This window comes from Paenibacillus sp. ACRRY, from assembly GCF_022346995.1.
Lineage (GTDB): Bacteria > Bacillota > Bacilli > Paenibacillales > Paenibacillaceae > Paenibacillus.
The window spans coordinates 565,470-588,721 of sequence record NZ_JAKRNM010000001.1; the positions used below are offsets into that span (position 1 = coordinate 565,470).

Annotated in this window: 22 protein-coding genes; 15 read left to right on the top strand and 7 right to left on the bottom strand. The window is 46.3% G+C overall.

Features of this window, described 5'->3' with window-relative positions; all coding sequences use genetic code 11:
- The first annotated feature begins 3 nt into the window (after window positions 1-3).
- The 8 genes from MH144_RS02460 (at window position 4) to MH144_RS02495 (ending at window position 5,224) form a co-directional block, all read left to right on the top strand.
- Window positions 4-603, top strand: a complete 600-nt coding sequence (locus tag MH144_RS02460; protein WP_239297494.1) for a UbiX family flavin prenyltransferase — start codon at window positions 4-6, stop codon at window positions 601-603.
- 133 nt (window positions 604-736) lie between these two features.
- Window positions 737-1,366: a cysteine hydrolase family protein gene (locus MH144_RS02465; RefSeq protein WP_239297495.1), complete on the top strand. Its 630-nt coding sequence runs from the start codon at window positions 737-739 to the stop codon at window positions 1,364-1,366.
- A gap of 173 nt (window positions 1,367-1,539) precedes the next feature.
- Window positions 1,540-1,995, top strand: coding sequence for a GNAT family N-acetyltransferase (locus MH144_RS02470; RefSeq protein ID WP_239297496.1), 456 nt, complete (start codon window positions 1,540-1,542; stop codon window positions 1,993-1,995).
- Window positions 1,996-2,167: 172 nt separating this feature from the next.
- Window positions 2,168-2,737, top strand: coding sequence for a hypothetical protein (locus tag MH144_RS02475; protein ID WP_239297497.1), 570 nt, complete (start codon window positions 2,168-2,170; stop codon window positions 2,735-2,737).
- Between the two features lie 89 nt (window positions 2,738-2,826).
- Window positions 2,827-3,444 (top strand): histidine phosphatase family protein, encoded by a 618-nt coding sequence (locus tag MH144_RS02480; protein ID WP_239297498.1) that lies wholly within the window; start codon window positions 2,827-2,829, stop codon window positions 3,442-3,444.
- Between the two features lie 211 nt (window positions 3,445-3,655).
- The gene (locus MH144_RS02485) at window positions 3,656-4,285 is read left to right on the top strand and encodes a TetR/AcrR family transcriptional regulator (protein ID WP_239297499.1); all 630 of its coding nucleotides are present in this window, start codon (window positions 3,656-3,658) and stop codon (window positions 4,283-4,285) included.
- A gap of 18 nt (window positions 4,286-4,303) precedes the next feature.
- Window positions 4,304-4,813 carry a DUF4188 domain-containing protein gene (locus MH144_RS02490; protein ID WP_239297500.1) on the top strand — a complete coding sequence of 170 codons (510 nt, stop codon included), beginning with the start codon at window positions 4,304-4,306 and terminating at the stop codon, window positions 4,811-4,813.
- Between the two features lie 285 nt (window positions 4,814-5,098).
- A complete protein-coding gene (locus MH144_RS02495; RefSeq protein ID WP_239297501.1) occupies window positions 5,099-5,224 on the top strand; it encodes a YjcZ family sporulation protein in 126 nt (41 codons plus the stop codon).
- Window positions 5,225-5,620: 396 nt separating this feature from the next.
- On the opposite strand, the gene MH144_RS02500 is transcribed toward MH144_RS02495, so the two are convergent.
- Window positions 5,621-6,595, bottom strand: coding sequence for a helix-turn-helix domain-containing protein (locus MH144_RS02500; protein WP_239297502.1), 975 nt, complete (start codon window positions 6,593-6,595; stop codon window positions 5,621-5,623).
- 169 nt (window positions 6,596-6,764) lie between these two features.
- Here MH144_RS02500 and MH144_RS02505 point away from each other — a divergent pair, with 169 nt between their 5' ends.
- The 7 genes from MH144_RS02505 to MH144_RS02540 all read left to right on the top strand — a co-directional run bounded on the left by MH144_RS02505 (window position 6,765) and on the right by MH144_RS02540 (window position 16,245).
- Window positions 6,765-7,640 (top strand): fumarylacetoacetate hydrolase family protein, encoded by an 876-nt coding sequence (locus tag MH144_RS02505; RefSeq protein WP_239297503.1) that lies wholly within the window; start codon window positions 6,765-6,767, stop codon window positions 7,638-7,640.
- 21 nt (window positions 7,641-7,661) lie between these two features.
- On the top strand, window positions 7,662-9,128 hold the full coding sequence (gene gucD / locus MH144_RS02510) for an alpha-ketoglutaric semialdehyde dehydrogenase GucD (protein ID WP_239297504.1): 1,467 nt from the start codon (window positions 7,662-7,664) through the stop codon (window positions 9,126-9,128).
- Window positions 9,129-9,144: 16 nt separating this feature from the next.
- A complete protein-coding gene (locus MH144_RS02515) occupies window positions 9,145-11,118 on the top strand; it encodes a YjhG/YagF family D-xylonate dehydratase (RefSeq protein ID WP_275439939.1) in 1,974 nt (657 codons plus the stop codon).
- 58 nt (window positions 11,119-11,176) lie between these two features.
- Window positions 11,177-12,775, top strand: a complete 1,599-nt coding sequence (locus tag MH144_RS02520; protein WP_239297505.1) for a glycoside hydrolase family 43 protein — start codon at window positions 11,177-11,179, stop codon at window positions 12,773-12,775.
- Window positions 12,776-13,131: 356 nt separating this feature from the next.
- Window positions 13,132-14,805 carry a glucuronoarabinoxylan endo-1,4-beta-xylanase XynC gene (gene xynC / locus MH144_RS02525; RefSeq protein WP_275439940.1) on the top strand — a complete coding sequence of 558 codons (1,674 nt, stop codon included), beginning with the start codon at window positions 13,132-13,134 and terminating at the stop codon, window positions 14,803-14,805.
- Between the two features lie 137 nt (window positions 14,806-14,942).
- Window positions 14,943-15,593, top strand: a complete 651-nt coding sequence (locus tag MH144_RS02535) for a hypothetical protein (RefSeq protein WP_239297506.1) — start codon at window positions 14,943-14,945, stop codon at window positions 15,591-15,593.
- Between the two features lie 229 nt (window positions 15,594-15,822).
- Window positions 15,823-16,245 (top strand): DUF3237 family protein, encoded by a 423-nt coding sequence (locus MH144_RS02540; protein ID WP_239297507.1) that lies wholly within the window; start codon window positions 15,823-15,825, stop codon window positions 16,243-16,245.
- Window positions 16,246-16,371: 126 nt separating this feature from the next.
- Here MH144_RS02540 and MH144_RS02545 read toward each other — a convergent pair whose 3' ends face one another.
- The 6 genes from MH144_RS02545 to MH144_RS02570 all read right to left on the bottom strand — a co-directional run bounded on the left by MH144_RS02545 (window position 16,372) and on the right by MH144_RS02570 (window position 22,951).
- Window positions 16,372-16,758 carry a RidA family protein gene (locus MH144_RS02545; RefSeq protein WP_239297508.1) on the bottom strand — a complete coding sequence of 129 codons (387 nt, stop codon included), beginning with the start codon at window positions 16,756-16,758 and terminating at the stop codon, window positions 16,372-16,374.
- A 19-nt stretch (window positions 16,759-16,777) separates the two neighbouring features.
- A complete protein-coding gene (locus MH144_RS02550) occupies window positions 16,778-18,154 on the bottom strand; it encodes an amidase (RefSeq protein WP_239297509.1) in 1,377 nt (458 codons plus the stop codon).
- Between the two features lie 193 nt (window positions 18,155-18,347).
- Window positions 18,348-19,373 carry an ABC transporter substrate-binding protein gene (locus MH144_RS02555; RefSeq protein ID WP_239297510.1) on the bottom strand — a complete coding sequence of 342 codons (1,026 nt, stop codon included), beginning with the start codon at window positions 19,371-19,373 and terminating at the stop codon, window positions 18,348-18,350.
- Window positions 19,374-19,406: 33 nt separating this feature from the next.
- On the bottom strand, window positions 19,407-20,279 hold the full coding sequence (locus MH144_RS02560) for an ABC transporter permease (RefSeq protein WP_239297511.1): 873 nt from the start codon (window positions 20,277-20,279) through the stop codon (window positions 19,407-19,409).
- Window positions 20,279-21,055, bottom strand: a complete 777-nt coding sequence (locus tag MH144_RS02565) for an ABC transporter ATP-binding protein (protein WP_239297512.1) — start codon at window positions 21,053-21,055, stop codon at window positions 20,279-20,281. The genes MH144_RS02560 and MH144_RS02565 overlap by 1 nt, the downstream gene beginning before the upstream one ends.
- A gap of 216 nt (window positions 21,056-21,271) precedes the next feature.
- Entirely contained in the window at window positions 21,272-22,951 is a 1,680-nt protein-coding gene (locus MH144_RS02570) for a PucR family transcriptional regulator (RefSeq protein WP_239297513.1), read from the bottom strand.
- Between the last annotated feature and the right edge of the window lie 301 nt (window positions 22,952-23,252).

Consider the following 23,252-nt stretch of genomic DNA (forward strand, 5'->3'; position numbering starts at 1 on the left):
AAAATGAAATTAATTATAGCAATAACCGGGGCAACGGGTGCTATGTTTGGTGTTCGCCTGTTACAGCTTCTTCAAGATACCGATATTGAAACCCATCTCGTGTTATCTTCATGGGCCGCAGCAACCATTCAAGAAGAAACGCCGTATACGGCAAAGGAAGTTACACAGTTAGCTGATTACTCCTATTCCAATAAGGATTTGGGAGCCAAGATTTCGAGTGGTTCCTTTCAAGTGGATGGTATGATTGTTGCTCCTTGCACGATGAAAACATTAGCTTCCATTCGTATAGGACTTGGTGACAATCTAATTACTCGCGCCGCCGATGTCATCTTGAAAGAACGCAAAAAGCTAGTCTTAGTGGCACGAGAAACACCACTCAACGATATTCATTTAGAAAATATGTTGACTTTATCTCGTATGGGGACTGTAATACTTCCTCCAATGCCTGCGTTCTATAATCATCCCGATTCTCTTGATGATATCTTCAATCATATTGCATTTCGAACACTGGATCAGTTCAACATACATCTCCCAGAGGCAGAAGAAAAACGCTGGAATGGACTTTTAAAAAGTAAAGGGATTACGCAGGAGCAGATCCTCTAAGAAATAATAAAAGCCTAAACTCATCATCACTTGCTGAGTTTGGGCTTTTCCTTTTCCAATTAACAATGATTTTAATAATTTTTGTATAAAAAGGTTGCATCCCACTAAATAATAAGTTCTGGGGGTGTATGGAATGGACAAAATGAAAATTCATCTCAAGGGGAAAAATATAGCTCTAATTGTCGTGGATGTTCAAAACGATTACTGTCATCCAGATGGGGCGATCTCCAAAAGCGGAATTGATGTGAGCTCAGTAAAACAAATGATGCCTCATTTGCATTTTTTATTAGAAGCTGCAAGACGAAGCTCAATTCCCATCATTTTTCTGCAAACTAACCATGAAGATGCTACTGACTCCGAAGTATGGCTTTCACGTTTTCCGGATGGGGTAAACCCTATTTGTCGTACAGGAAGCTGGGGAGCAAATTTTTACGAAGTGGCACCACAGGCGAATGATATCATTGTCAAAAAGCATCGTTACAGCGGGTTTGTCCATACGAGATTGGAGAGCGTTCTGCAAACGCTCAAAATAGAAACCCTCATTATGACAGGGGTTAGCACGAATTTGTGTGTTGAGTCTACAGCGAGGGAAGGTTTTATGCTTGATTATCACATTGTTCTTATACAAGATGCCTGTGCGGCTTTTTCACAAGCAGAACATGATATGACGTTGAAAACAGTGGATACGTATTTCGGAATGGTTACAGATACAGCAGGAATCGTCTCTTATATCGAGACCTCGCATCAGACAACAGTAAATTAAACAGAGACGTAGTTGTCGTAAGACAAAAAAATGTTCCACTCAAAGTCGCTATAAGCGACTTTTTTTTGTTTTAAGAAACTATTTTTTTCTCTCGATGATGTTTGGAGCAAGATTATTGGTATTCTATAAGTAGTAAATTAATAAATGAATTCAATTCAGTATTGGAGGTCTACATGGAATTTAGAACTGCAACGTTAACCCATCTTCCTTCCATTGTTCGTTTATTGGCAGATGATGAAATGGGTGCTACCCGGGAGAGTTTCATAGAACCACTGCCAAAAGAATATGTTGAAGCTTTTGCAAAAATTGAACAGCAGATTGGTAATTCCATAATCATTGCCTTGGATAACAACGAAGTTATTGGTTGTCTTCAGCTTACAATTATTCCGGGGATTGCAAGACTGGGTACGACACGTGGCCAAATTGAGGGTGTACGTATTGACCGGAATTATCGTGGTCAAGGCGTTGGAGAGTCTCTATTTCAATACGCTATTCATGAAGCCAAATCAATGGGGTGTGAGCTGATTCAACTGACAACGGATAAAAAGCGAAAAGATGCTCACAGGTTCTATGAACGACTTGGATTTGTTGCTAGTCATGTTGGGATGAAACTTGCACTCAATAATTAGTCCTTTTAACTAATTGATTACGATAGAGCAATATAGCTAAGAGAGCAGCTGACTTGTGTAACCGGCTGCTCTTGTTCAACTAGCTGGGAGATGAGTGCAACATTTCGTCTGTTGAGAAAGTCAATAAGTTGTAAGATGAACGAAAAAATATGATGATAAGCAGGTGGAGAAATTGAAACATCGTTTATTCACGATCATATTTCTTTTCACTACCATATTCTTTTTTTCGAATGGTCAAGATGCTAAAGCTCTATCCTGTGCCGAGAAGGGAAGCCTCCAAGAAGAGTTAGATGGATCTACTGGTGCCATTTACGGTGAAATAAAGAAAATTAAAGTTGATCTGAAGCAAGAAGGGATAATGGGCACAAAAGAGAAAGTTAGATATATACTAATGGAAGTAGAACGAAGCTGGAAAACGGAAGTAGATTCTCAACTCATTGTCGCAACCGACTACACTTGGGGTTTTAACTTCACTGAAGGCAACAAATACCTCATATTTATTAGTGAAATGGATGGCGAAATAAGCAGTAGTCCATGCAGTTCGACAATTGAAATGAATAACCCTAACGAAGTAACTGAACAATTCGGTGAGGGATTCGAGCCAAAACAACAAGTGAATTTAAAACACAAGATGTGGTTTATGATGGAGCGGGATATTGATTTGTATATCGTCCTTGCAATAATCCTTGTGGTAAGTTCCGTCTTCATCCTGAGAGCAAGAAAGAAAAGGAAAAGGGGCTAAGCATCACTCTCTAATGGGAACATTCGTTGAGTGAATTGAAGGTTTTCTCTTGAGCAGTTTACATATTACGTAGGAAAAGAGGGACACAGATGACTACGTTAGGATTGATCCGACACGGAGTAACGGATTGGAACGACGAATATCGGACACAAGGACATTCCGATATCCCGCTCAATGAGAAGGGGCGACAACAGGCTGAACTCTTGTCCAAAAGAATTGGCTCAGAACATTGGGATTATATTTATTCTAGTGATTTGTCCAGAGCACTTGAAACAGCAGAAATTATCGGTAAGATCAAAAATATTGAAGTGAGAACCGACCCGCGCTTGAGAGAAATGAACTGTGGGCTTATAGAAGGGACAACAGAACAAGAGCGTGTCAATCGATGGGGGTATGGATGGTTTAGGCTGGATCTCGGCATCGAAACAAACGATGAGATTGTAAGAAGAGGTAGGCAGTGCCTTGCCGACATATCAGATAGACACCCGGACCAGAATATCTTAATAGTAAGTCACGGTGCGTTCCTTGGAATAACTCTGAAGAGACTCATCCCGCATATCGACATGACAGAAAGTTTATTGAATACATCAATCACCATACTGCATACAGCGCAATCTCGATGGGACTGTTCGGTGTATAATTGCACTACACATTTAAATGTGGAATCTATCGATATAGTAAAAAAGAATATGGAAAATGAAATATAGAAGCCGTGATTAGCGGCTTTTTTATTTTTATCAGTACAACAATTACACTATGCATCCCAGTTGAATAAAGATCAGTTCACTAGGGCTGTACCCCTGCATCTGTGTAGCGAATGTTAGGGGTGTTTAATCTGTCTGTTTTGCCGTATTGACTAAATAAGTTAACTCGTGTTAATTTATTTACTGAAGTTAACATCAAGGAGATGCAATCATTATGAATCAGGATATCTCCCTAAGGGAATTAAAAAAAGCCAAGAACAAAATCGCGCTGTACGAAGCGGGATTATCCTTAATGAAGGATCGAATGTTCAGCCAGGTCATGATTGAGGACATCTGCAAGACTGCGGAAATATCCAAGGTCACTTTTTTCAAGTTTTACCAACGTAAAGAGGATTTGCTCATCTATTTTATGCGGGTATGGCTTACTGAACGGATAATCGAGATCGAACAGGAAGGGAAAAAAGGATCTCAGGCATTTCGCCATTTACTGGCTGAGGTTGCTAAGGAACATCAAGTAAGGCCGGGGATGATGCCGAGTTTGATCTCCTTTCTCGCAGAACAGAATATGCAGCCTTGCATGCCTGAGCTGAGTCAGGCCGAAGTATCGCTGCTCTTTCCAGGTCACGAGGAAGCGGGAAGTCAATCACCTAATATGTACGTTTTATTTCAACAGTTCATGAAGGAAGAACAACAAGTGGGAAAGCTTAACAAATCTATTACCTTGGAGGAGTCTGTACAGATCTGTTTCACCATTTTTTATGGAGCGTTTCTGACGGCTCAACTGTACAATTCAGCGGAGATTGGCCGCTTTTATGATACGCATCTGGGTCTGCTTGAAATATAGGAGAAGGAGTGGGTAAGCATGGCTAAAGTGATTGCAGGTCGGTATACCGCACATATGGAAGGTTCCTTCGTTGTTTTTGTGATTGGTTTTCGAATTAACAAATGGTGGGCGGTACATAAATGGCTGCCTGTTATGAATTCCATGTCCCCTATGATTCAGGAGCTGTATCGGAACAAAGAGGAGCTCGGATTTATGGATGGTTCCTATCACTTTTCAGGCCGCGGACTTACACTCATCCAGTATTGGAGGAGCTTTGAACACCTGGAGCACTATGCCCGACACGGAGCTAACCACCTGAAGGCGTGGAGGGATTTCAACCGCAAAGTTGGAACTGGGGGAGATGTAGGGATTTTCCACGAAACCTATCTGGTTCCTGAAGGGCAATATGAATGTGTCTACAACAATATGCCGGCCTTTGGGTTGGCAAAAGCGGGAGCCCACGTCCCGGCAACGGGGCGTAGAGAAACAGCAAGCCGGCGGCTTGGCCGCGAAGGAGAACCTGCTGTTCCGACACCTCCGAATCCATAGGCCTAGAGTCTCCTGCCATTGCCGAATTAAACGAATAAAAGGTGCGACCTAAGTTGATGCTCGCATGGTGATATCCTGTATCATAGTAGCTTGTTTGTAGATCATGGGTAAACATGACTGAATAAAAGAATAAGGCAGCCGACATCGTGATTGGCTGCTTGTTTTTTAATTAAGGGATCAGACAAAACAAAGGCAGCGTTGCTAAAAGCCCTTTTTATACATAGCCTTGTCAAATAACGCATTTCTGAATAATCTAACACATACCACAGAAGAGGGGGAAGAAATATGAGTGGATACAGCAATGGTAATGTAGGAGGACTTGGTGGGGGATACGGTGGCTTTACGTCCGTTGGTGCTATTCTGGTGCTTTTTATTCTGTTAGTCATTATCTCCAAAGCTTTCCTAGTATAATGATCACTGAATAGGCCCCAAGCGGTGCCGGTAAAAGGACTTGTAATACTTTCGAATTAAACAGTGCCTTAAGCAAAAGTGGCATGCTTGCGGAGTTGCGGAGCTTTACCTGTAATATAAAAAAAGGAACTGCTAATAGGGCAGTTCCTTTTTTTTTAAAGTTAGAGTTAGGACACAGGATCTGGGGAGAACTTCTAGTTGTGTTCTGACCATTGTCTAATAGATCCATTTATATTTTAACTTAACGATTACGCAGCAATAGAATAAAATATCGCTACTGGAACAGGCATGGTATAGGAAGAGAGCATTTTCCCTATTAGCGTACATTTCGCGAGATTCACTTGAAAAGATAGTATTCAGCAGTAATCTTAAAGTGTACCCTTTGTAAAGGACATTTTAATCTAAGGGGAGTTTTTTTTGATACCTGTACATACAAATTTCATGTGGAAAGGGTTCTTGATCACCGAGATGCTCCTTTGCAGCAGTCCGCTGGGAATGGATGCGAAATTCACTTGGCGTGATGCCCGTCCATCGCTTGAACTGACGGCTGAAATGCGCATTGGTCTTGTATCCAAGCATCATCGCAATATGGTCAATGTTCAGGTCTGTTTGTTTTAACAGCCGCTGGGCTTCGTTCAGAAGGGTTTCCGATAAAAACTTGCGAGGGGCTGTACCATATACCTCCCGAAAGATCCTGTTGATCTGTGAAGGGCTAATGTTCAGCGACTTCGCGATGTCTTGGATCCAGGTTCGTTCGCTCTCCCGAACGTCGCCATGAAGATGGATATATCTTACGGAGTCCTCAATGTACTCGGCAATTTGGTGGGCGATGGTTTCTTTTCTCGATAAGGTAATGGATGCGTTCTGAGATAACTGGCCAACCAGGGAGCCGAGCAGTTCGAATACGGCGGCATGGACTTTCATCTGTTTGGAGGAAGACAACGGCATGGATAAGTGTTCTGTGGCCAGATAATACAAGGTACATAGTGAAGAGGACAGTCCTGAAGCCAGGCTCGAATCTGCCGGATAATAAATGTCCTTGCAGCGGTTGAGTTCCCTGCAGAAGGAGGTATCGTGTACGCTGAAATGAACAGAAAAGTATGTGAAACCCTTCGGTCCGGCACCTGTGCAGGAGTGAGTCATACCCGGACGGATAAACAGAAGGTCTCCAACGGATTGACTGTACGACTGACCGTTGACCACCATGTTCATCTCGCCGTCCAACATCCAGTGAATTTCATACATGGAATGCTCATGAGACGGATACGTCCAGTTGGAATCGACTTGTCTTGCATGCAGTCCCAACAATTGAAAAGACATGCGAACATCGGGCAGACGGCCTAAATATGCGGCTTCTGAAAGTTTGGTCACAGCTACCTCCTCGTAACGCTCTGTATTCCAAATACGATTAGATATATTTTAACAGAAAAATAATGCGTGAAAAGGGTAAGTCGTCGGAGTGATAAGTCCATCGTCATGAAACATCGCTGGTGCTATGGTAATGTTATCAACCCGGTAGGGAGATAGGGGGCAAGCTGGAATGAGAATTATTCGATTTTTGGATGGACAACAGAAGTGGTTGGCAGCCGTTACGGATGATGAACAAGCGTATCGTTTGCCGCAAGCAGATTTTATGACTTTAATCTATCAGGCGAGGGAGAAGGGTGTTACTCCGGTTCAATGGATTGAAAGCGCTCTTAAACCGGTAAACAAGCTGACCGATGATTGGACTTCTCTGCACCTGATCACACCCCTGGATGCACCGGAAGTGTGGGCAGCAGGTGTGACATATCAGCGGAGCCGGGAAGCGCGGAATTATGAAGCTACGGATGGAAAGTTGGATGCGGAAACCTTCTACGATAAGGTCTATGGCGCAGAGAGACCGGAGATCTTTTTTAAATCCACAGCAGCCCGGACTGTCGGGCCGAATGAGGCTGTCACGCTACGAAGCGATTCTACTTGGCAGATCCCGGAGCCTGAGCTGGGGTTGGTGCTTGCCGCGGATGGCAGCATTGTGGGATACATCGCCGGAAATGACATGAGCTGCCGCGATATTGAGGGAGAAAACCCGTTGTATCTGCCACAAGCCAAAATATGGCGCAATTCCTGCTCCATAGGTCCAGCTATTCGACTGGCAGAAACGGTGAAGAATCCCTATGAATTCAGCATTGTCTGCCAGATCTATCGGGATGAATCAGTGGTTGTTAAAAGTGAAGCGAGTACGAGTGAATTAAACCGCAAGCTGGATGAACTGGTTTCCTTTTTGGCAAGGGATAACGATGTGTATGACGGTACGGTACTTTTGACAGGTACTAGCATCGTGCCTCCGAATGATTTCACCCTTGAACCTGGAGACCGCATTGAAATATCCATAAGTGATATCGGAACACTGATCAATCCTGTCATTTCAAATTAGTTTAGAAGGAGGATGAATGCGATGAGCGCATTTCAGTTAGAGGAGACCTATAACAATTTTATTAACGGGGAATGGGTTAAACCAACGTCTGGATCGACGGAACCGAGCATTAATCCGGCGAATCGAAAAGAAATCGTGGGTTATGTGCCAGCCTCGGGTGTAGAGGACTTGAACAATGCAGTGGCAGCGGCCAAAGAAGCAGCGAAGACCTGGCGGAACTTAACGGGTGCGGAACGGGGGAATTATCTTTTTCAAGCTGCTAATGTGTTGGAGCGCCGGGCCGACGAGGTGGCGGAAGCCATGACCAGAGAAATGGGGAAGACATTCCCGGAAGCCAAGGGAGAAACGATGCGCGGCGTCGCCATTTTGAGATATTACGCAGGGGAAGGTATGCGAAAAACGGGTGATGTGATTCCCTCCACAGATAGGGAGGCACTGATGTTCACGACCCGTGTGCCGCTTGGCGTCGTAGGTGTAATTGCACCTTGGAACTTCCCGGTGGCTATTCCCATCTGGAAAACGGCACCGGCTCTGATCTATGGCAACACCGTTGTATTGAAGCCAGCTCAGGAAACGGCGGTTACAGCAGCCAAGGTTTTGGAATGCTTTGAGGAAGCCGGCATCCCGGCTGGTGTTCTCAATCTCGTGAGCGGAAAAGGCTCGGTAATCGGCTCCGCACTTGCTGAACACCCCGATGTAAACGGAATAACGTTTACTGGTTCCAATGAAGTCGGGAAGCGGGTCGGCGCTGCAGCACTTGCTCGTGGAGCCAAGTATCAGCTTGAAATGGGTGGCAAAAACCCGATTATCATCGCGGCAGACGCTGATTTGGATTTGGCTGTTGAGGCCACCATCAGCGGCGGCTTGAAATCAACTGGCCAAAAATGCACGGCCACCAGCAAGGTCATTATTGAACGAAAAGTATATGATGCCTTTAAAGAAAAACTCCTGTCGCAAATCCAGGAAATCCGTCTGGGTGACGGGATGTCTTCCGGAAGCTGGATGGGTCCATGTGCGAGTGAAAGCCAGCTGAGTACCGTGCTTGGTTACATTCAAAAAGGACAGGATGAAGGTGCCGTACTGCTCGCTGGAGGAAAAAGACCGGACAATCCTGAGCTCGCAGAAGGATTTTATGTACAGCCGACCGTATTTGAAGGTGTCGAATCGCACATGTCCATTGCCCGGGAAGAAATATTCGGCCCCGTTCTGGCCCTGATTCCTGTGGATTCCTTGGAAGAGGCCATCGCGTCGGCAAATGACAGCGATTATGGTTTGAGTGCTTCAATCTATACACAAAACGTCGGGGCCATGCTGTCCTTCATCCGGGATATGGATGCCGGACTCGTAAGAATTAATGCGGAAACTGCCGGCGTAGAACTGCAGGCACCGTTCGGTGGAATGAAGATGTCAAGCTCGCATTCCAGAGAACAGGGGCAAGCGGCCATCGAGTTTTTTACGGCGATCAAAACAGTCTTTGTGAAGTCATAAACTGTGGGAGGCTACCATGTACGAACAGATAATGTCGATTATGGGGGAGAAGGAGTCTAGCAGCTATGATATTATAGCGCATGCTCCAGGGGCAACAGGACGTCTGCCTTTAACCGATGATTTGCTGCGGAATGCTCCAAGCGGCGACTTGTTCGGCATGTCCCAGAATGTCGGAATGGGCTGGAAGCCTGGAGAATTGAACGGAAAACAGTTTCTGATCTTAAGTACGCAGGGCGGTATCCGCAATGAAGATGGCAGTCCCGCAGCTCTTGGCTACCATACGGGACACTGGGAAGTCGGTTTGCTGATGAAAGCTGCCGCAGAAGAAATATCGAGTCACGGCGGAATCCCGTTTGCTGGCTATGTCAGCGACCCTTGCGACGGCAGGTCTCAGGGAACAACCGGCATGTTCGACTCGCTGCCGTACCGGAACGATGCCGCGATGGTATTCCGCAGATTGATTCGATCCCTGCCCACGCGAAAAGGCGTGCTCGGCGTTGCAACTTGTGATAAGGGATTACCCGCCATGATGCTTGCACTTGCAGGTATGCCGCAGCTACCAGGAGTTATTGTTCCCGGCGGCGTTACGCTTCCGCCTACCGATGGGGAGGATGCAGGTAAAATCCAAACCATTGGCGCAAGGTACGCGAATGGAGAGCTCTCTCTTGAAATGGCATCGGAGCTAGGGTGTCGGGCCTGCGCTACACCGGGCGGCGGCTGTCAGTTTCTAGGGACCGCGGCAACCGCCCAGGTGGTAGCAGAGGCGATGGGCATGACGGTGCCGCATGCCGCTCTGGCACCTTCAGGGCAGCCCATCTGGTTCGAGATGGCTCGCCAATCTTCGCGTGCACTGATCAACATGGAGTCCCAAGGGATCAAGATGGCAGACATTGTTACAGATGCGTCCATTCGCAATGCCATGGTCGTTCATGCCGCGTTCGGCGGATCTACCAATCTACTTCTTCACATCCCGGCTGCTGCCCATGCAGCGGGTTTAACTGTGCCAACGGTACAGGACTGGATACAGGTGAACAAGAACGTTCCAAGACTGGTTAGTGCTCTGCCGAACGGACCGATCTTCCATCCGACCATACGGGTTTTTCAGGCCGGAGGTGTTCCTGAGGTTATGCTTCACCTTAGACAGCTTGGCCTGCTGGATGAATCTGTACTTACAGTAACAGGTGCGTCACTGGGTGAAGTGCTGGATTGGTGGGAATCGTCGGAACGTCGTCATCTCATACGCAAGCAATTGAAAGAGAAGGACGGGATTGATCCGGACAGTGTGATCATGAGCAGAGAGCACTCGCAGCGTCTTGGGATTTCTTCGACCGTGACCTTTCCAACCGGGAATATCGCGCCAGAAGGCTCTGTCATCAAATCCACATCCATTGATCCTGATGTGCTGGATGAGCATGGCGTGTATCGGCATCGTGGCCGGGCAAAGGTATTTACAACTGAACGCGAGGCAATCCGTGCCATTAAGACTGGCGGGGTTCTGGCTGGCGACGTTGTTGTACTGCTCGGTCGTGGACCTTCAGGAACCGGGATGGAGGAAACGTATCAGCTTACTTCTGCGCTCAAGCATTTGTCTTTTGGGAAATATGTATCGCTCATCACCGATGCCCGCTTCTCGGGAGTTTCAACCGGAGCATGTATTGGTCATGTAGGGCCCGAAGCACTGGCAGGAGGGCCCATTGGCAAACTCCGAAACGGCGACTTGATTGATATCGTTGTGGATCGGGGCAAGCTGGAGGGCAGTGTGAACTTCATTGGAGAAGGAGATACGGAATTTTCGCCGGAAGAAGGAGCTTTCATTCTGGCTCAAAGGACCTTTCATCCAGATATGCGTCCTGATGAAAATTTGCCGGATGATACCAGGCTTTGGGCTGCGCTGCAAGCTGTCAGCGGCGGAACATGGAGAGGGAATATATATGATGTAGACCGGATCATAACTGCCCTGGAAGCCGGCAAAAAAGCGCTGGCATGGTGATGCATTTTTATCATTTGTTGTGTCTGCCATTATTTTAATACCGGAGGTTGCTTCTATAATGAATATGATTACCAACCCCATTCTTCCCGGTTTCCATCCCGATCCGTCCATATGCAGGGCGGGGGAAGATTATTATATCGCCACTTCCACCTTCGAATGGTTCCCGGGTGTACGAATTCACCATTCCCGGGACCTGGTTCATTGGCGGCCGATAACTTCTCCGCTGACAAGTAGCACTCAGCTGAACATGGAAGGAAATATTAATTCCGGAGGGGTATGGGCGCCATGCCTTAGCTTCGACAATGGTGTATTTTACCTGATCTACACAGATGTCAAAAGCCGGGTAGGGGCTTTCAAAGATACTCACAATTATCTTGTGACCGCAACAGATATCGAAGGGCCATGGTCCGAACCGGTTTTTCTGAACAGCAGCGGGTTCGATCCTTCCTTGTTTCACGATGAAGATGGTCGCAAGTGGCTGGTCAACATGATCTGGGATCATCGGAAGGGAAAAAATCGATTTGCAGGCATCGTGCTGCAGGAATACTCTGTTCAGGACCAAAAGTTGATCGGACCTGCCATTAACATTTTTAAGGGAACAGAACTGGGGCTGACAGAAGCGCCTCATCTATATAAATACAAAGACTATTATTACTTGATTACGGCTGAAGGCGGTACGGGTTATGAACATGCCGTTACGGTTGCCCGCTCTCGTTCCCTGCAAGGTCCTTATGAAGTTGATCCGGAGAATCCAATTCTTACTTCATATGGAAGGCCGGAATTGACTCTGCAAAAGGCCGGTCATGGCAGTCTTGTCGAAACTCACACGGGTGAATGGTATATGGCTCATCTGGTCGGAAGGCCAGTTCAGGAGAAGTTTTGCATCCTTGGACGTGAGACTGCTCTTCAACCGTGTACGTGGAGCGATGAAGGCTGGCTGAAGCTTTCAAACGGTGGTCGACATCCGGAGGTTTCGGTGCCTGCACCGAAAATCTCGTCAGTTCCATTTGAACCGGCACCGGAAATGGACCATTTCGACCAATCAGAGCTTCGGAACGATTGGAATACCCTTCGTATCCCACCTGATCCATCTTGGCTCAGCCTGACGGAACGTCCAGGTTACTTGCGCTTGCGCGGGATGGAGTCCATGAGCTCGACACACAGACAAAGCATGGTCGCCCGGAGGCTTCAGGATTTCAGGTGTGAAGCTGAAACTTGCCTGGAATTTGCCCCGGACCATCCACAGCAAATGGCAGGACTAATACTGTACTACGATACCAAAGACTATCTCTATTTACGGGTTACCTATCATGAAGAGAAAGGAACATGCTTGGGAATACTTCAGTCTAGATACGGAATTTACGATGAACTGTTGGAGGATATTCCCTTGAAATCAGTGGATCGGATTCGGTTGAAGGTGGTATATGAGTATGACCGTGCCTGCTTTTACTATGCATGCGATGATGACCGATCCTGGTATCCTGCAGGTGGATGGTTGGATGTCACACATCTGTCCGATGAATCTCCGGAATACATCCGGTTTACGGGAACTTATATTGGTCTCTGCGTGCAGGACCTTGGCGGTACCCGTAAGCATGCTGATTTTGATTACTTTTTGTATAAGAAAACAAACAACGAAACGACGATTCAATGCTGAATTAAGACCTTTGTAGTAAACAGGTGAGGAGCAACCTTGAAGTTGCGAAGTACTTAACAGATGACTCCTGTATTCTTCAGGGGTCATTTTTTTTTTTAGCTTTGACATCTGCCAAGCTGCTGATTTGGTGGTCTGCTATATATCTCCAACTTACGCAAACGAGAAATAACCTATAATTTGTCAGGTTTTAGCTAAATGAATAATATAGTAAGATTTACAAATAAAATCTAGTTTTTGTTTTTGATCTGAAAGGGAGTGGTACATGGATTTCTATTCGCTGCTGGACAAGTTGATATTTTTGAATACGCTTTCATATCTACAACAATTTGAGGAAGGTGAAGATATTGAAATTTAAGATGAATTTAAAAAAATCAGTTCATATTCTGTTGGCCTGTTTAACAGCCCTGCCTCTAATGTTAACGCCGACACACGTATCAGCAGCAAGTGATGCCAACATTAATTTGTCTTCCGAAAAACAGCTTATCAAGGGGTTTGGAGGCATTAACCACCCAGCCTGGATTGGCGACTTGACGCCAGCTCAGCGTGAAACCGCCTTTGGCAACGGAGCGAACCAGCTGGGTTTTTCCATACTGAGAATCTATGTCGACGAAAATCGAAATAACTGGTACAGGGAGGTGGCTACCGCGAAAAGAGCCATAGAGCAAGGCGCGCTCGTATTCGCTTCTCCTTGGAATCCGCCAAGCGACATGGTTGAAACCTTCAATCGCAACGGGGATACAAACGCTAAACGATTGAGATACGACAAATATGCCGCGTATGCACAGCATCTGAACGACTTTGTCACTTATATGAAAGATAACGGTGTAGATCTGTATGCCATTTCGGTACAAAACGAGCCGGATTATGCCCATGAATGGACATGGTGGACACCGCAGGAGATCCTTCGTTTCATGAAGGAGAATGCAGGATCCATTCAGAATACCAAAGTCATGGCTCCTGAATCGTTCCAGTATTTGAAAAACATGTCTGATCCAATTCTAAATGATCCTCAGGCACTCGCCAATATGGACATTCTGGGAGCGCATACGTACGGGACACAGTTCAAAGATTTCGCATACCCGCTCTTTAAGCAAAAGGGAGCCGGTAAAGAACTGTGGATGACCGAAGTGTATTACCCGAACAGTGATAACAACTCGTCAGACCGTTGGCCTGAGGCACTGGACGTATCTTACCATATGCATAATGCCATGGTTGAAGGGGATTTCCAGGCTTATGTATGGTGGTACATTCGGAGACAATATGGCCCGATGAATGAGGATGGAAGCATTAGCAAACGTGGATATAATATGGCCCACTTCTCCAAATTCGTGCGGCCAGGCTATTACCGAGTCGATGCAACCAAAAATCCGGATACCAATACGTTCGTTTCAGCCTATAAAGGGGATAATAAGGCGGTCATTGTGGCGATTAATCGCGGCACCTCGGCTGTAAGCCAAAAGTTTGTCCTGCAGAATGGTAACGCTTCCACTGTATCCTCTTGGGTTACGGATAGCAGCCGAAACCTGGCAAGCGGAGCACCGATTACGGTGTCAGGTGGAGCCTTTACAGCACAATTGCCAGCCCAAAGCGTAACAACGTTTGTAGCCAATATTACCGGTGGTAGTGTCACTCCAGGCAGCGGAACCACGTACGAGGCGGAAACGGGCACTACACTTACCGATGCCGTGATCGAGACGCTCTACCCGGGATACACTGGGAGCGGATACGTGAACTTTAATGCGTATACAGGTTCGGCCATTCAATGGAATGCCATCAATAACACGATAACAGGTACCAAAAACGTAAAATTTCGTTACGCACAGGAAAGCGGAACGCGTAATCTCGACATTTTCGTTAACGGAACCAAAGTCATCAGCAACGAACCCTTTCCCGCAACAGGCAGCTGGTCGACCTGGAGTGAAAAAACCATTCAGGTCCCCATGAACGCGGGAACCAATACGATTAAAGTGGTCACAACTGGTACAGAAGGGCCAAATATTGATAACATCAATGTCACTGCAGTCCAATAAGTGTACCGTTATGACAATGTAGAGAATAATTAGCCAAGCCCCCGTCCTGCTTTTGAACCGCTAATCGGTTCCTGGGATGGGGGTTACTCATGATTTTGAAGCTGCGTCCTTACTACCTTACAAGGAGAGTGTAGACTTTGGAAATGAGGAATGAAGAGGGAGAAGTGTTAGCCATTTTAAATATCGATTCATCTCAAGGGGAGAGTACCATTGATCGCATTGTTCGCCAATTAAAACCTGGGATGGGAAAAGGGATATATCTTGCCGTAGATAAAAAAATCAGTCAGCAAACAAATTACGGAGCAGTGAAGTGGCTCGGAGGTGTTACAGAGTTAATGGCAAAACTATCACCATGGGAGCCCGTGTTTCCTGCTGATGCTAATGTGTTGGATATTCAGGTTTATTATGGATTTGACAATCTGACAGAGGAAGAAATCGATGAAATGGCTATGGAGAGTTCAGAAACTGGCAAAGATGTTGTGAGAGATCTCAAACCAAATGATACGTTCGTTGGTGTCAGTTTATTATATCTTAAAGATGAAACGCTATTTCAATTCCGGATTTTCGGAACGACGAAAAGTCGTATTCAGGTACCTGATATAGAGAAACAAACGATTGAGAAGTTAACAATTCGTTCCAACGAAGCCGTTTACATCGGAGACAATGAATCACAGAGATTGATTTGGGCGGAGGTAGGACCGACTAGGGGCAAGGCATTACAGTATGAAGTCGTGGCTGAAGATAGCAGCCGTGATTGGCTAATTTCTATTACGGAGTCTTTGAGCTAACGAGAAACGAGATCATCAATCCCATTCTAAAACCTCTTATGAAAGCAAGCTAGTATTCCCCAAAAGGGATGGCTGTGGAATAAGTCTATTTTAGAAAACATTATTCAACCGCTGGAAAAAGAAGAAATGGGGGGTTATTACAAGATGGTGGAGAAACAGAAATTATAGATTTGTGATCATTAACGATTAAATTGTAGATGACTCTATACTTAAAAAGCAGGTGAATTTCATGGCATGGGAAAAAATATTCACGGTACATGTTGCGATAGGCGATACTACGGATCTCTCCAACAATAATGATGGCGACTCCGTAGTCATGATTTCTTTTGGTGGCCATGTCACAGGAAAATACTTCGAAGGTGACATTCTTCCTGGAGGAGTAGATACTCAAATTATTGGCCCGAATGGCGGTCGGCATAGCTTATCTGCAAGATACATGCTTCAGGGTAAGGATTTTACAGGTGAAGCTTGTAAAATGTATATCGAGAATAATGGAATGTTCGATGAGAAACTGGAGAATATATTGTTTCGAACTTCTCCTAAAATCATCACGAACAGCCAAGCATTGTCCTATTTGAACAATGATGAACTAATGGGCGAAGGCATACCTTCGAATACTGGAATAGATATTCATATCTATAGAAACGTATAGCTTAGATGAGCGCCAAACTGAATTTTCGTATATCGTGAAAGGGACGAAGCAGCTTAGAACACTGCTTCGTCCCTTTTTAAATCTTAATTGAATTCTGAAGATTCCGAGGCATCTCTGGGCGGTATACTACTCACCCCGCACCGAAGGCGCATACGCCAACACTTCCATCTCAATCAAGTAAGGGCCTAATCCGCTGAATACGGTAATACGGGCAGGATAGGGCTCTTTCATCATTCGCCTGTATACTTCGTTGTATTCGGCCTGATCTTCTACTCGGGCCAGATGAGTGGTTGCCTTAACGATATGATCGAGTGTGAGGCCCGCTTCCTGGAGGATAACTTCTATATTGCGAATGCACTGTTCCGTCTGCTCCTTAATGCCGCCGATTGGATCAAGCGTCTGCGGATTAACGCCTACCTGACCTGCGACGTAGACAAAATCTCCTGCGCGGACAGCGTGTGAGAAGGGGAGCGGGAATTGGGGTGCTGCGCTTGTGTGTATGATGGTAGACATCGTAGCTATCAATCCTTTCCTAGTGCGAGTTTAGGTTTGGCGTTGCCAGATGCCATTGCGTAGTTTGCTGGTAATGATGAGCAATGGACAACAAGCGGTCTTCTCTCATGTGTGGGCCAGAGAGCTGCATGCCGATAGGCAAGTGCTTCCCGGAGGTTGAATCAAATCCGATAGGAACCGTGATGGACGGTAGACCGGAATTGGTAAAGGGTCCGTTAAAGATCGGGCTGCCTGTCTTGTAGCCATGGGGAGCCACATACGGTGTTGATGGCGTTAATAGAACATCGACCTCATCGAAGAGCCTCATCATCTCGCTGCGGAATAACGTTCGGATGCGTTGTGCCTGCAAATAATCAACGGCACTCGTCTGGTAGCCGAGCTCAAGCTGCTCCCGCATCGTAGGGCCGTAACGATCAGCTGCCTCTGCGAAGCGTTCCTGATGAAAGGCGGCTGCTTCTGCCCGCATCACCATACGGTGAGCAGCAAAAGTCTCTTCCATATAAGGAGGCAGATCAACCGGCTTCGTGTGCATGCCCATCTTCTCAAGTACAGCTATTGCCGACTCAACAGCTACCATGATCACTGGTTCATCTGTGTGAAAAAAGCTGCTTGGCAAACCGATAACCATTCCTGAAATAGGGTGCATAAGAGTGCTTGTTAAATCTGGCTTGCCGTGAGCCAGCGAGAAGGGGTCCATCTCATCTTGACCAGCTAAGGCTTCAAGAACAATTGCGTTATCTTGTGCCGATCGAGTGAAGGCGCCCACATGGTCAAGGCTCCAGCTTGCTGTTATGACACCGTTACGGCTAACTCTGCCATATGTGGGTTTCATGCAGGTTAACCCGTTGTAAGATGCGGGTCTAATCAGAGAGCCGAAGGTCTGAGTTCCGAGTGTGAAGGAAGCCATGCCAGCCGCTACTGCAGCGGCGGAGCCAGAGCTGGAACCGCCCGGGGTATGCTCCACATTCCATGGATTGCGAGTTGGTGGCTCTCCCCCCTGAAAGGCATATTCGGTCGTTGTGGTCTTGCCAAGCAAGATAGCGCCAGCCGTCTGTAATCTGTCAATCACCGTTGCATTGGTCTCAGGTATGAAGTCTGGATAAGTGCTTGATCCAGCCGAGGTGCGTATGCCAGCAGTATGGATAATGTCCTTTGCTCCGTATGGGATGCCATGCAGTGGACCGAGATAATCGCCACTCATCAGCTTGTGCTCCGATTCTTTTGCGGCCTGCAAGGCTTGCTCAGCAGTAATGGTAACAAAGGCTTGCACAGCAGGCTCCACCTCTTCAATCCGTTTCAAATAGGACTGTGTGAGCTCGACAGGAGATATCATTTTGTTCTTAATCAGTTCAGCCGCTTCGGTGATCGACAGTTCGTTAAGTGGTTTCGTTATCATCGCAGAGGCACTCTCCTGTAAGGGGGATTGGGTCCTATTCCTTCAGGAAGCTTGAAGCTGCGAATCAATTCCAAGTCTGCTGTGAATAGGGCAAGCTCCTCGCTCGTAATAACTCCATTCGCATATTTGGCGTTTTCAGTACATTGGTGGGTGAGATAGTCGTCCTGATTCAGAATAATCAACCTTTCTCTCTCTATTTGGTGAAGCTTGCATCGATAATATCCTCGTAAGCGAGGTCTTCCTTCAGATTGCCAATGAAGCGCTGCATACCGATCGCAGCCTCAAAGGCTGATTCATTGATATGCCCATCAGCAGGGTATACCTTACTGTCAATCATGCGTTGTACGGCTTGATCCACGACTTTCTTGTCCAGATTCGGGAATTCCTTTACCGCGACAGCCTTAGCGCCCTCAGGATTCGAGTGAATGTAGTCCAATGCTTGCTCAATAGAGGTGACGAAGCGCTGGGTGAGATCCGGATTTTTCTTAATGAAGCTTGTGGTTGTATTCATTGTTGCAAAAGCAAAGTCAGGATAATCCTTCGTAAAATCATGGACGATGTGCAGTCCCTCAGCAATTCCTTGATCAAGCTGAGGCTCATACACGAATGCAATGTCAGCTTTGCCGGCTAATACGGCACCAAGTTCGGATCCATTCTGAACCTCCGTGATCGTGACATCCTTGTCGATATCGATGTTATTGTCTTCGAACAGCTTTCGCATTAAGCTGTTGGAACTTGTGGGTGCCAAGCCGACAACGATGGTTTTGCCTTTGAATTCCTCTGGCGAGCTCACAGTTACTCCTTCACGCGCAACCGCCCATACGGGAGCGCTGCCCGATAGAAGGACCAGTGAGCGAGCATCTCCACCTTTTGCATTAGCGAATGCGACATGCTCAGGACCGTGAAAGGAGAAGGCCGATTCGCCTGAGATGACCGAAGACAAGGCTGTTGGCCCACTTCCGGCAGCGCGGATCGAGGATAGCTCAATGTGATTCTGCTCTAGGAATCCTTGATTGTTTGCTACATACAGTGGAAGGTAGAGCAGGTTGTGATACACCTCGGAAACCATGATCGTATCCACCTTGGTATCTTCTTGCCCTCCGCTCGCCATAGCGTCTGTTCCATTCACAGACTTCGCATGGCTTCCACATGCACTGAGTAGTGCAGTCAATAAAAGGGTCATCGTTGATAGAATAGCTATCTTTTTGAAAGTACGCATTGGTCATCAGGCTCCTTTTATGGTGTAAGTTGTTTATACGGAAGTGGATTTGCTGCTGTTTTTATTGTCATTCCATGGAAGGAGGCGTGACTCGATATAACTGACACAGGTGTAGAGCAGCATGGCAACGAGCATAAGCATAAACACGCCGACCCACACAGCCGGAAGGTTGAACAGGTTGCCTTCGACAAATACCATATGGCCAAGGCCTTTGTCTGAAGAGATGAATTCTCCGCCTACGACAGACACGAGTGCCAAGCCAATATTGATACGGAAGGCGGAGATGATCCATGGCAGAGAGGAGGGAATAATAATTTTGCGGAAAATTTGTGATTTCTTCGCTCCGAAGGATTTCATGAGATTAATCTGGGACTCATCAATTTGGTGAGTCGCTTGGTAAGCCGATAACAACGCAACAATAAACGTTGCCACGGAGGCAAGAACAATCTTGGAAAAGATGCCTGAACCAAACCAGATGATAATCATTGGAGCTAGAGCAATCTTCGGGATGCCGTTCAGCGCTACAATGAACGGATCAAGCACCCGGGCGACGGCCTTGGAATACCACATGAGTAGTCCTGCCAAAGAGCCAAATAGACTTCCCGCGACAAATCCGATAATGGTGGCATTAACCGTGGCTAGAACATCTGTAAGAAGTTGACCTGAGCTGAACATGGTGATAGCGGCATCAAGAATGGCATTCGGCGATCCCATCAGGAAACCGTTTACCAGCTTCAGTTGAACGGCAGCTTCCCATATCACCAGGATGACTGCAACAATAATGAACCGCCATATCATCGTCATCGTCCATTCTTTGGTGAAAGGAGACTGTTTGCGTTTGGTCTTATTTTTCGCAACCCCAGCATGCTGCTTCGTTAGGGTCATTTCAGGTGATGTGCTCTTCATTAGCTGATCCTCCCCATTTGAATATCGAGCTCCGACCAGATTGATTCAAAATACTGCTTGAACTTGGGGTCGGAACGGGCTTTTAATGCTGAACCGTACTGCGAAGCGAGACCGATGTCATACACTTGCTTCACTGTCGTGGGTCTTTTGCTCATGACAGCGATGCGGTCGGAGATGGCGATCGCTTCCTCGATGTCATGAGTGATAAGAACTCCGGTCTTGCCCTCGGATTTCAGGATAGATAAGATTTCGTCTTCCAGAATGAGTCTGGTCTGATAATCCAGTGCGGAGAAGGGCTCATCCAGTAATATAATATCCGGCTGGGTAACGAGAGTACGTATAAGGGCTACACGCTGGCGCATTCCGCCTGATAATGTGGAGGGACAGGCACCGGCGAATGAAGCCAGTCCGTAACGATCCAGATAATCCATGGCAATACCGTCGCGATCCTTTTTGGGCATGCCTTTCACTTCCAAGCCTAGCGTGACATTGTCTAGAATACTCCTCCATGGAAGCAGTAGATCTTTTTGCATCATATAGCCCACATGTCCGGTTGTCTGATCGATCTCTTGACCGCAGACGATAACCTTGCCGTTCGTTGGCTTCAGCAGACCCGCAATGATATTGAAAATGGTGCTCTTGCCGCATCCGCTCGGCCCAACGATACTGAAGAACTCCTGCTTCTTAATTTGCATTGAAACCTCAGCCAGTACCTGAATATCTTCTCCGTTTGCATTGACGAATGATTTGGAGACGCCTTGTATTTGAATAGCCATAATGAGCAGCCCCTTTCTTCCAGTGTTGACGATGATTTTTGTGTTAGTTAATGTAACATCAATGGATATATTCTTATCATAAAGATTGTCGATTCAATTGTCATTAGTCATGTTAAACATAAAAACAGAATTAAATCAGTTAAAATACACAGAGAGTGAACGTGAGATAAGATAAACAAAAATAAACGTGTCATTATAAATGACACGACACTCGATTCAAAATGTATGGGGAGCTTCGTTAAGGGAGGGGTTAGCATTCAACACGGACTCAAGTGCGAAGGCGAGACGAAAGCGCAGACTTTCCATCGGGTCCTTGATGTTCCTGCCGGTCAGTTTCTCACATTTCTCCAGCCTATAGATAACTGTATTGCGATGGACGAATAGCTCTTTGGCTGTATCCCCGATTTGGCAATGATTCTCATAGAAGGAGGACAAGGTTTTCATGAGTTCACTACGTTCGCTTGAATCTCGTCCAGCGAAGGGTTTAAAGGTTTCTTGATGAAATTGTAGTATCTCATCGTAAGGAATCATGCGCAGCAACCGGCTTATATCCATGGTTTGATAGGAATGAACGAAGCGGGTCTTTTTCATCTGATAGCCCGATTGGAGTGCCTTGACTGCTTCTTTGTAGGAAAGTCCGATATCCAGCACATTCGTGTAGGGGTTGCCTATTCCGAATGAAACGCTGAGCTGCGAATCCGTATACAGATTACTCGCTAATTTCTCAAGCTGCTGGACAACCGTTTGTTCATCCCAAGACGACTCACCCAAAAAGACGAGAATGCCGAACTGATCGTTCTTCGTGAACATGACGAAGGAGAGATTCAGTCTGGCGAACGCCTGTTTAATCAGCTCATAATAAGCGTCTCGTTCCGAGATGTATCGCTCTTCCTTGATAGGAGCAAGGTTCGGATTAGGCCTGGCCGCTAGAGATTCGTCCATCTTGGCAAGGATGAGAACCGAACTCTCTTGTGCCTTCAGTCCATATTTTTTACCGCGATGGAGCGCCTCTTGTTCAGAACGAAAGAAACCCTGAATGAGATCGGAGAAATATTCATTCTTGTACCGGCGTGAACGCTCCTTGACTGCCTGTTTCTTGGTTAATTCGAGACCGATGACATTAACGGCTTGCTCTAACGCCAGACTGGAGAGCTTCGAGGCTGCAGGGCTTTCGTACAGCGCAATCAAATAGCCCTCGTGCCGGTCGGTGAAGATGGGATGCAGCTCGATATGCCTATATTTATCGGCATTAAGCAGGCAGATAGAGGAAGCAATCTGGAAGGAAGGGTACTCATGTATAAATGTCAGTATAGGCTCAGCGAGAGAATAGGAATCTATATGTTGTGCATGATGGGAGATTGCCGTAATCTGCTTTTTCGAGTCCAGCAGCAATACAGGTGAAGATAACAGCTGGGACAACGTATCGACAATAGATGGAATGCCTTTTCCTTGCATAACCATCGTGGAGAATTGCTTGTGAATAGACAGGGCGTAGTGGAGCTCATGAGTTTTGTTTTGAAGGATGGAGCTGATCGAATGCTGGAATATTTCACCGAGTGTATTGTCGATTTCGGACAGTTCGATAATCGGGAACCCCAGCTTGTCGGCTGTCTCGAGCAGTTGCGGAGATAATTCAAAAGAGAAGCGCTGTGTCTTGATCGCAAGTGCCGCACATCCAATCGCATGCATATCCGTAATAAATCCAAGATGGGCATCGGGGCGGTCTTTCAGTATATATCCGTTCGTAAGCAGCATATCTCCTGGTTTCAGGAATTGTACAATGTCTGGTGCATCCATAATGTTAATGGATTGTACCAAGCGATTGAGGCCGTGATGCCCGGCGATAACCTTTGCTTTGGATAGAATGGGGATAGTCAATAAATGCTGCAGATCCATTTTCAACCCACTCGCTTTCGTAATGGTAATGTTATAAAAGCTAACACATAATTGGATGGTCGTAAAGAAAAAATTAGGTCATCAAAACTTATACTTGACTCTAAAGTACAATGGTGGGTATTATTTCCATACGTCAGTCATTAGGAGAATGAACTATGTTCATTTTAGAATTAAAACAATGTCATCACCATGGAGAGCGTTAATCCATTCCTTGAAAAAATTGGGGATGGGTTAACGCTATACGCGCTTCCCATCCTGCGATATACAACGCGCAGGACTTTGGTCTGGCGCGTTTTTTTAT

Bases quoted from the DNA above. Each gene is read 5' to 3' on its own strand.
- MH144_RS02560 (WP_239297511.1), bottom strand. From the start codon at position 20,279: ATGAAGAGCACATCACCTGAAATGACCCTAACGAAGCAGCATGCTGGG.
- MH144_RS02485 (WP_239297499.1), top strand. From the start codon at position 3,656: ATGAATCAGGATATCTCCCTAAGGGAATTAAAAAAAGCCAAGAACAAA.
- gucD (WP_239297504.1), top strand. From the start codon at position 7,662: ATGAGCGCATTTCAGTTAGAGGAGACCTATAACAATTTTATTAACGGG.
- MH144_RS02545 (WP_239297508.1), bottom strand. From the start codon at position 16,758: ATGTCTACCATCATACACACAAGCGCAGCACCCCAATTCCCGCTCCCC.
- MH144_RS02520 (WP_239297505.1), top strand. From the start codon at position 11,177: ATGAATATGATTACCAACCCCATTCTTCCCGGTTTCCATCCCGATCCG.
- MH144_RS02515 (WP_275439939.1), top strand. From the start codon at position 9,145: ATGTACGAACAGATAATGTCGATTATGGGGGAGAAGGAGTCTAGCAGC.
- MH144_RS02465 (WP_239297495.1), top strand. From the start codon at position 737: ATGGACAAAATGAAAATTCATCTCAAGGGGAAAAATATAGCTCTAATT.
- MH144_RS02480 (WP_239297498.1), top strand. From the start codon at position 2,827: ATGACTACGTTAGGATTGATCCGACACGGAGTAACGGATTGGAACGAC.
- xynC (WP_275439940.1), top strand. From the start codon at position 13,132: ATGAATTTAAAAAAATCAGTTCATATTCTGTTGGCCTGTTTAACAGCC.
- MH144_RS02495 (WP_239297501.1), top strand. From the start codon at position 5,099: ATGAGTGGATACAGCAATGGTAATGTAGGAGGACTTGGTGGGGGATAC.
- MH144_RS02470 (WP_239297496.1), top strand. From the start codon at position 1,540: ATGGAATTTAGAACTGCAACGTTAACCCATCTTCCTTCCATTGTTCGT.
- MH144_RS02490 (WP_239297500.1), top strand. From the start codon at position 4,304: ATGGCTAAAGTGATTGCAGGTCGGTATACCGCACATATGGAAGGTTCC.
- MH144_RS02555 (WP_239297510.1), bottom strand. From the start codon at position 19,373: ATGCGTACTTTCAAAAAGATAGCTATTCTATCAACGATGACCCTTTTA.
- MH144_RS02460 (WP_239297494.1), top strand. From the start codon at position 4: ATGAAATTAATTATAGCAATAACCGGGGCAACGGGTGCTATGTTTGGT.
- MH144_RS02540 (WP_239297507.1), top strand. From the start codon at position 15,823: ATGGCATGGGAAAAAATATTCACGGTACATGTTGCGATAGGCGATACT.
- MH144_RS02565 (WP_239297512.1), bottom strand. From the start codon at position 21,055: ATGGCTATTCAAATACAAGGCGTCTCCAAATCATTCGTCAATGCAAAC.
- MH144_RS02570 (WP_239297513.1), bottom strand. From the start codon at position 22,951: ATGGATCTGCAGCATTTATTGACTATCCCCATTCTATCCAAAGCAAAG.
- MH144_RS02550 (WP_239297509.1), bottom strand. From the start codon at position 18,154: ATGATAACGAAACCACTTAACGAACTGTCGATCACCGAAGCGGCTGAA.
- MH144_RS02505 (WP_239297503.1), top strand. From the start codon at position 6,765: ATGAGAATTATTCGATTTTTGGATGGACAACAGAAGTGGTTGGCAGCC.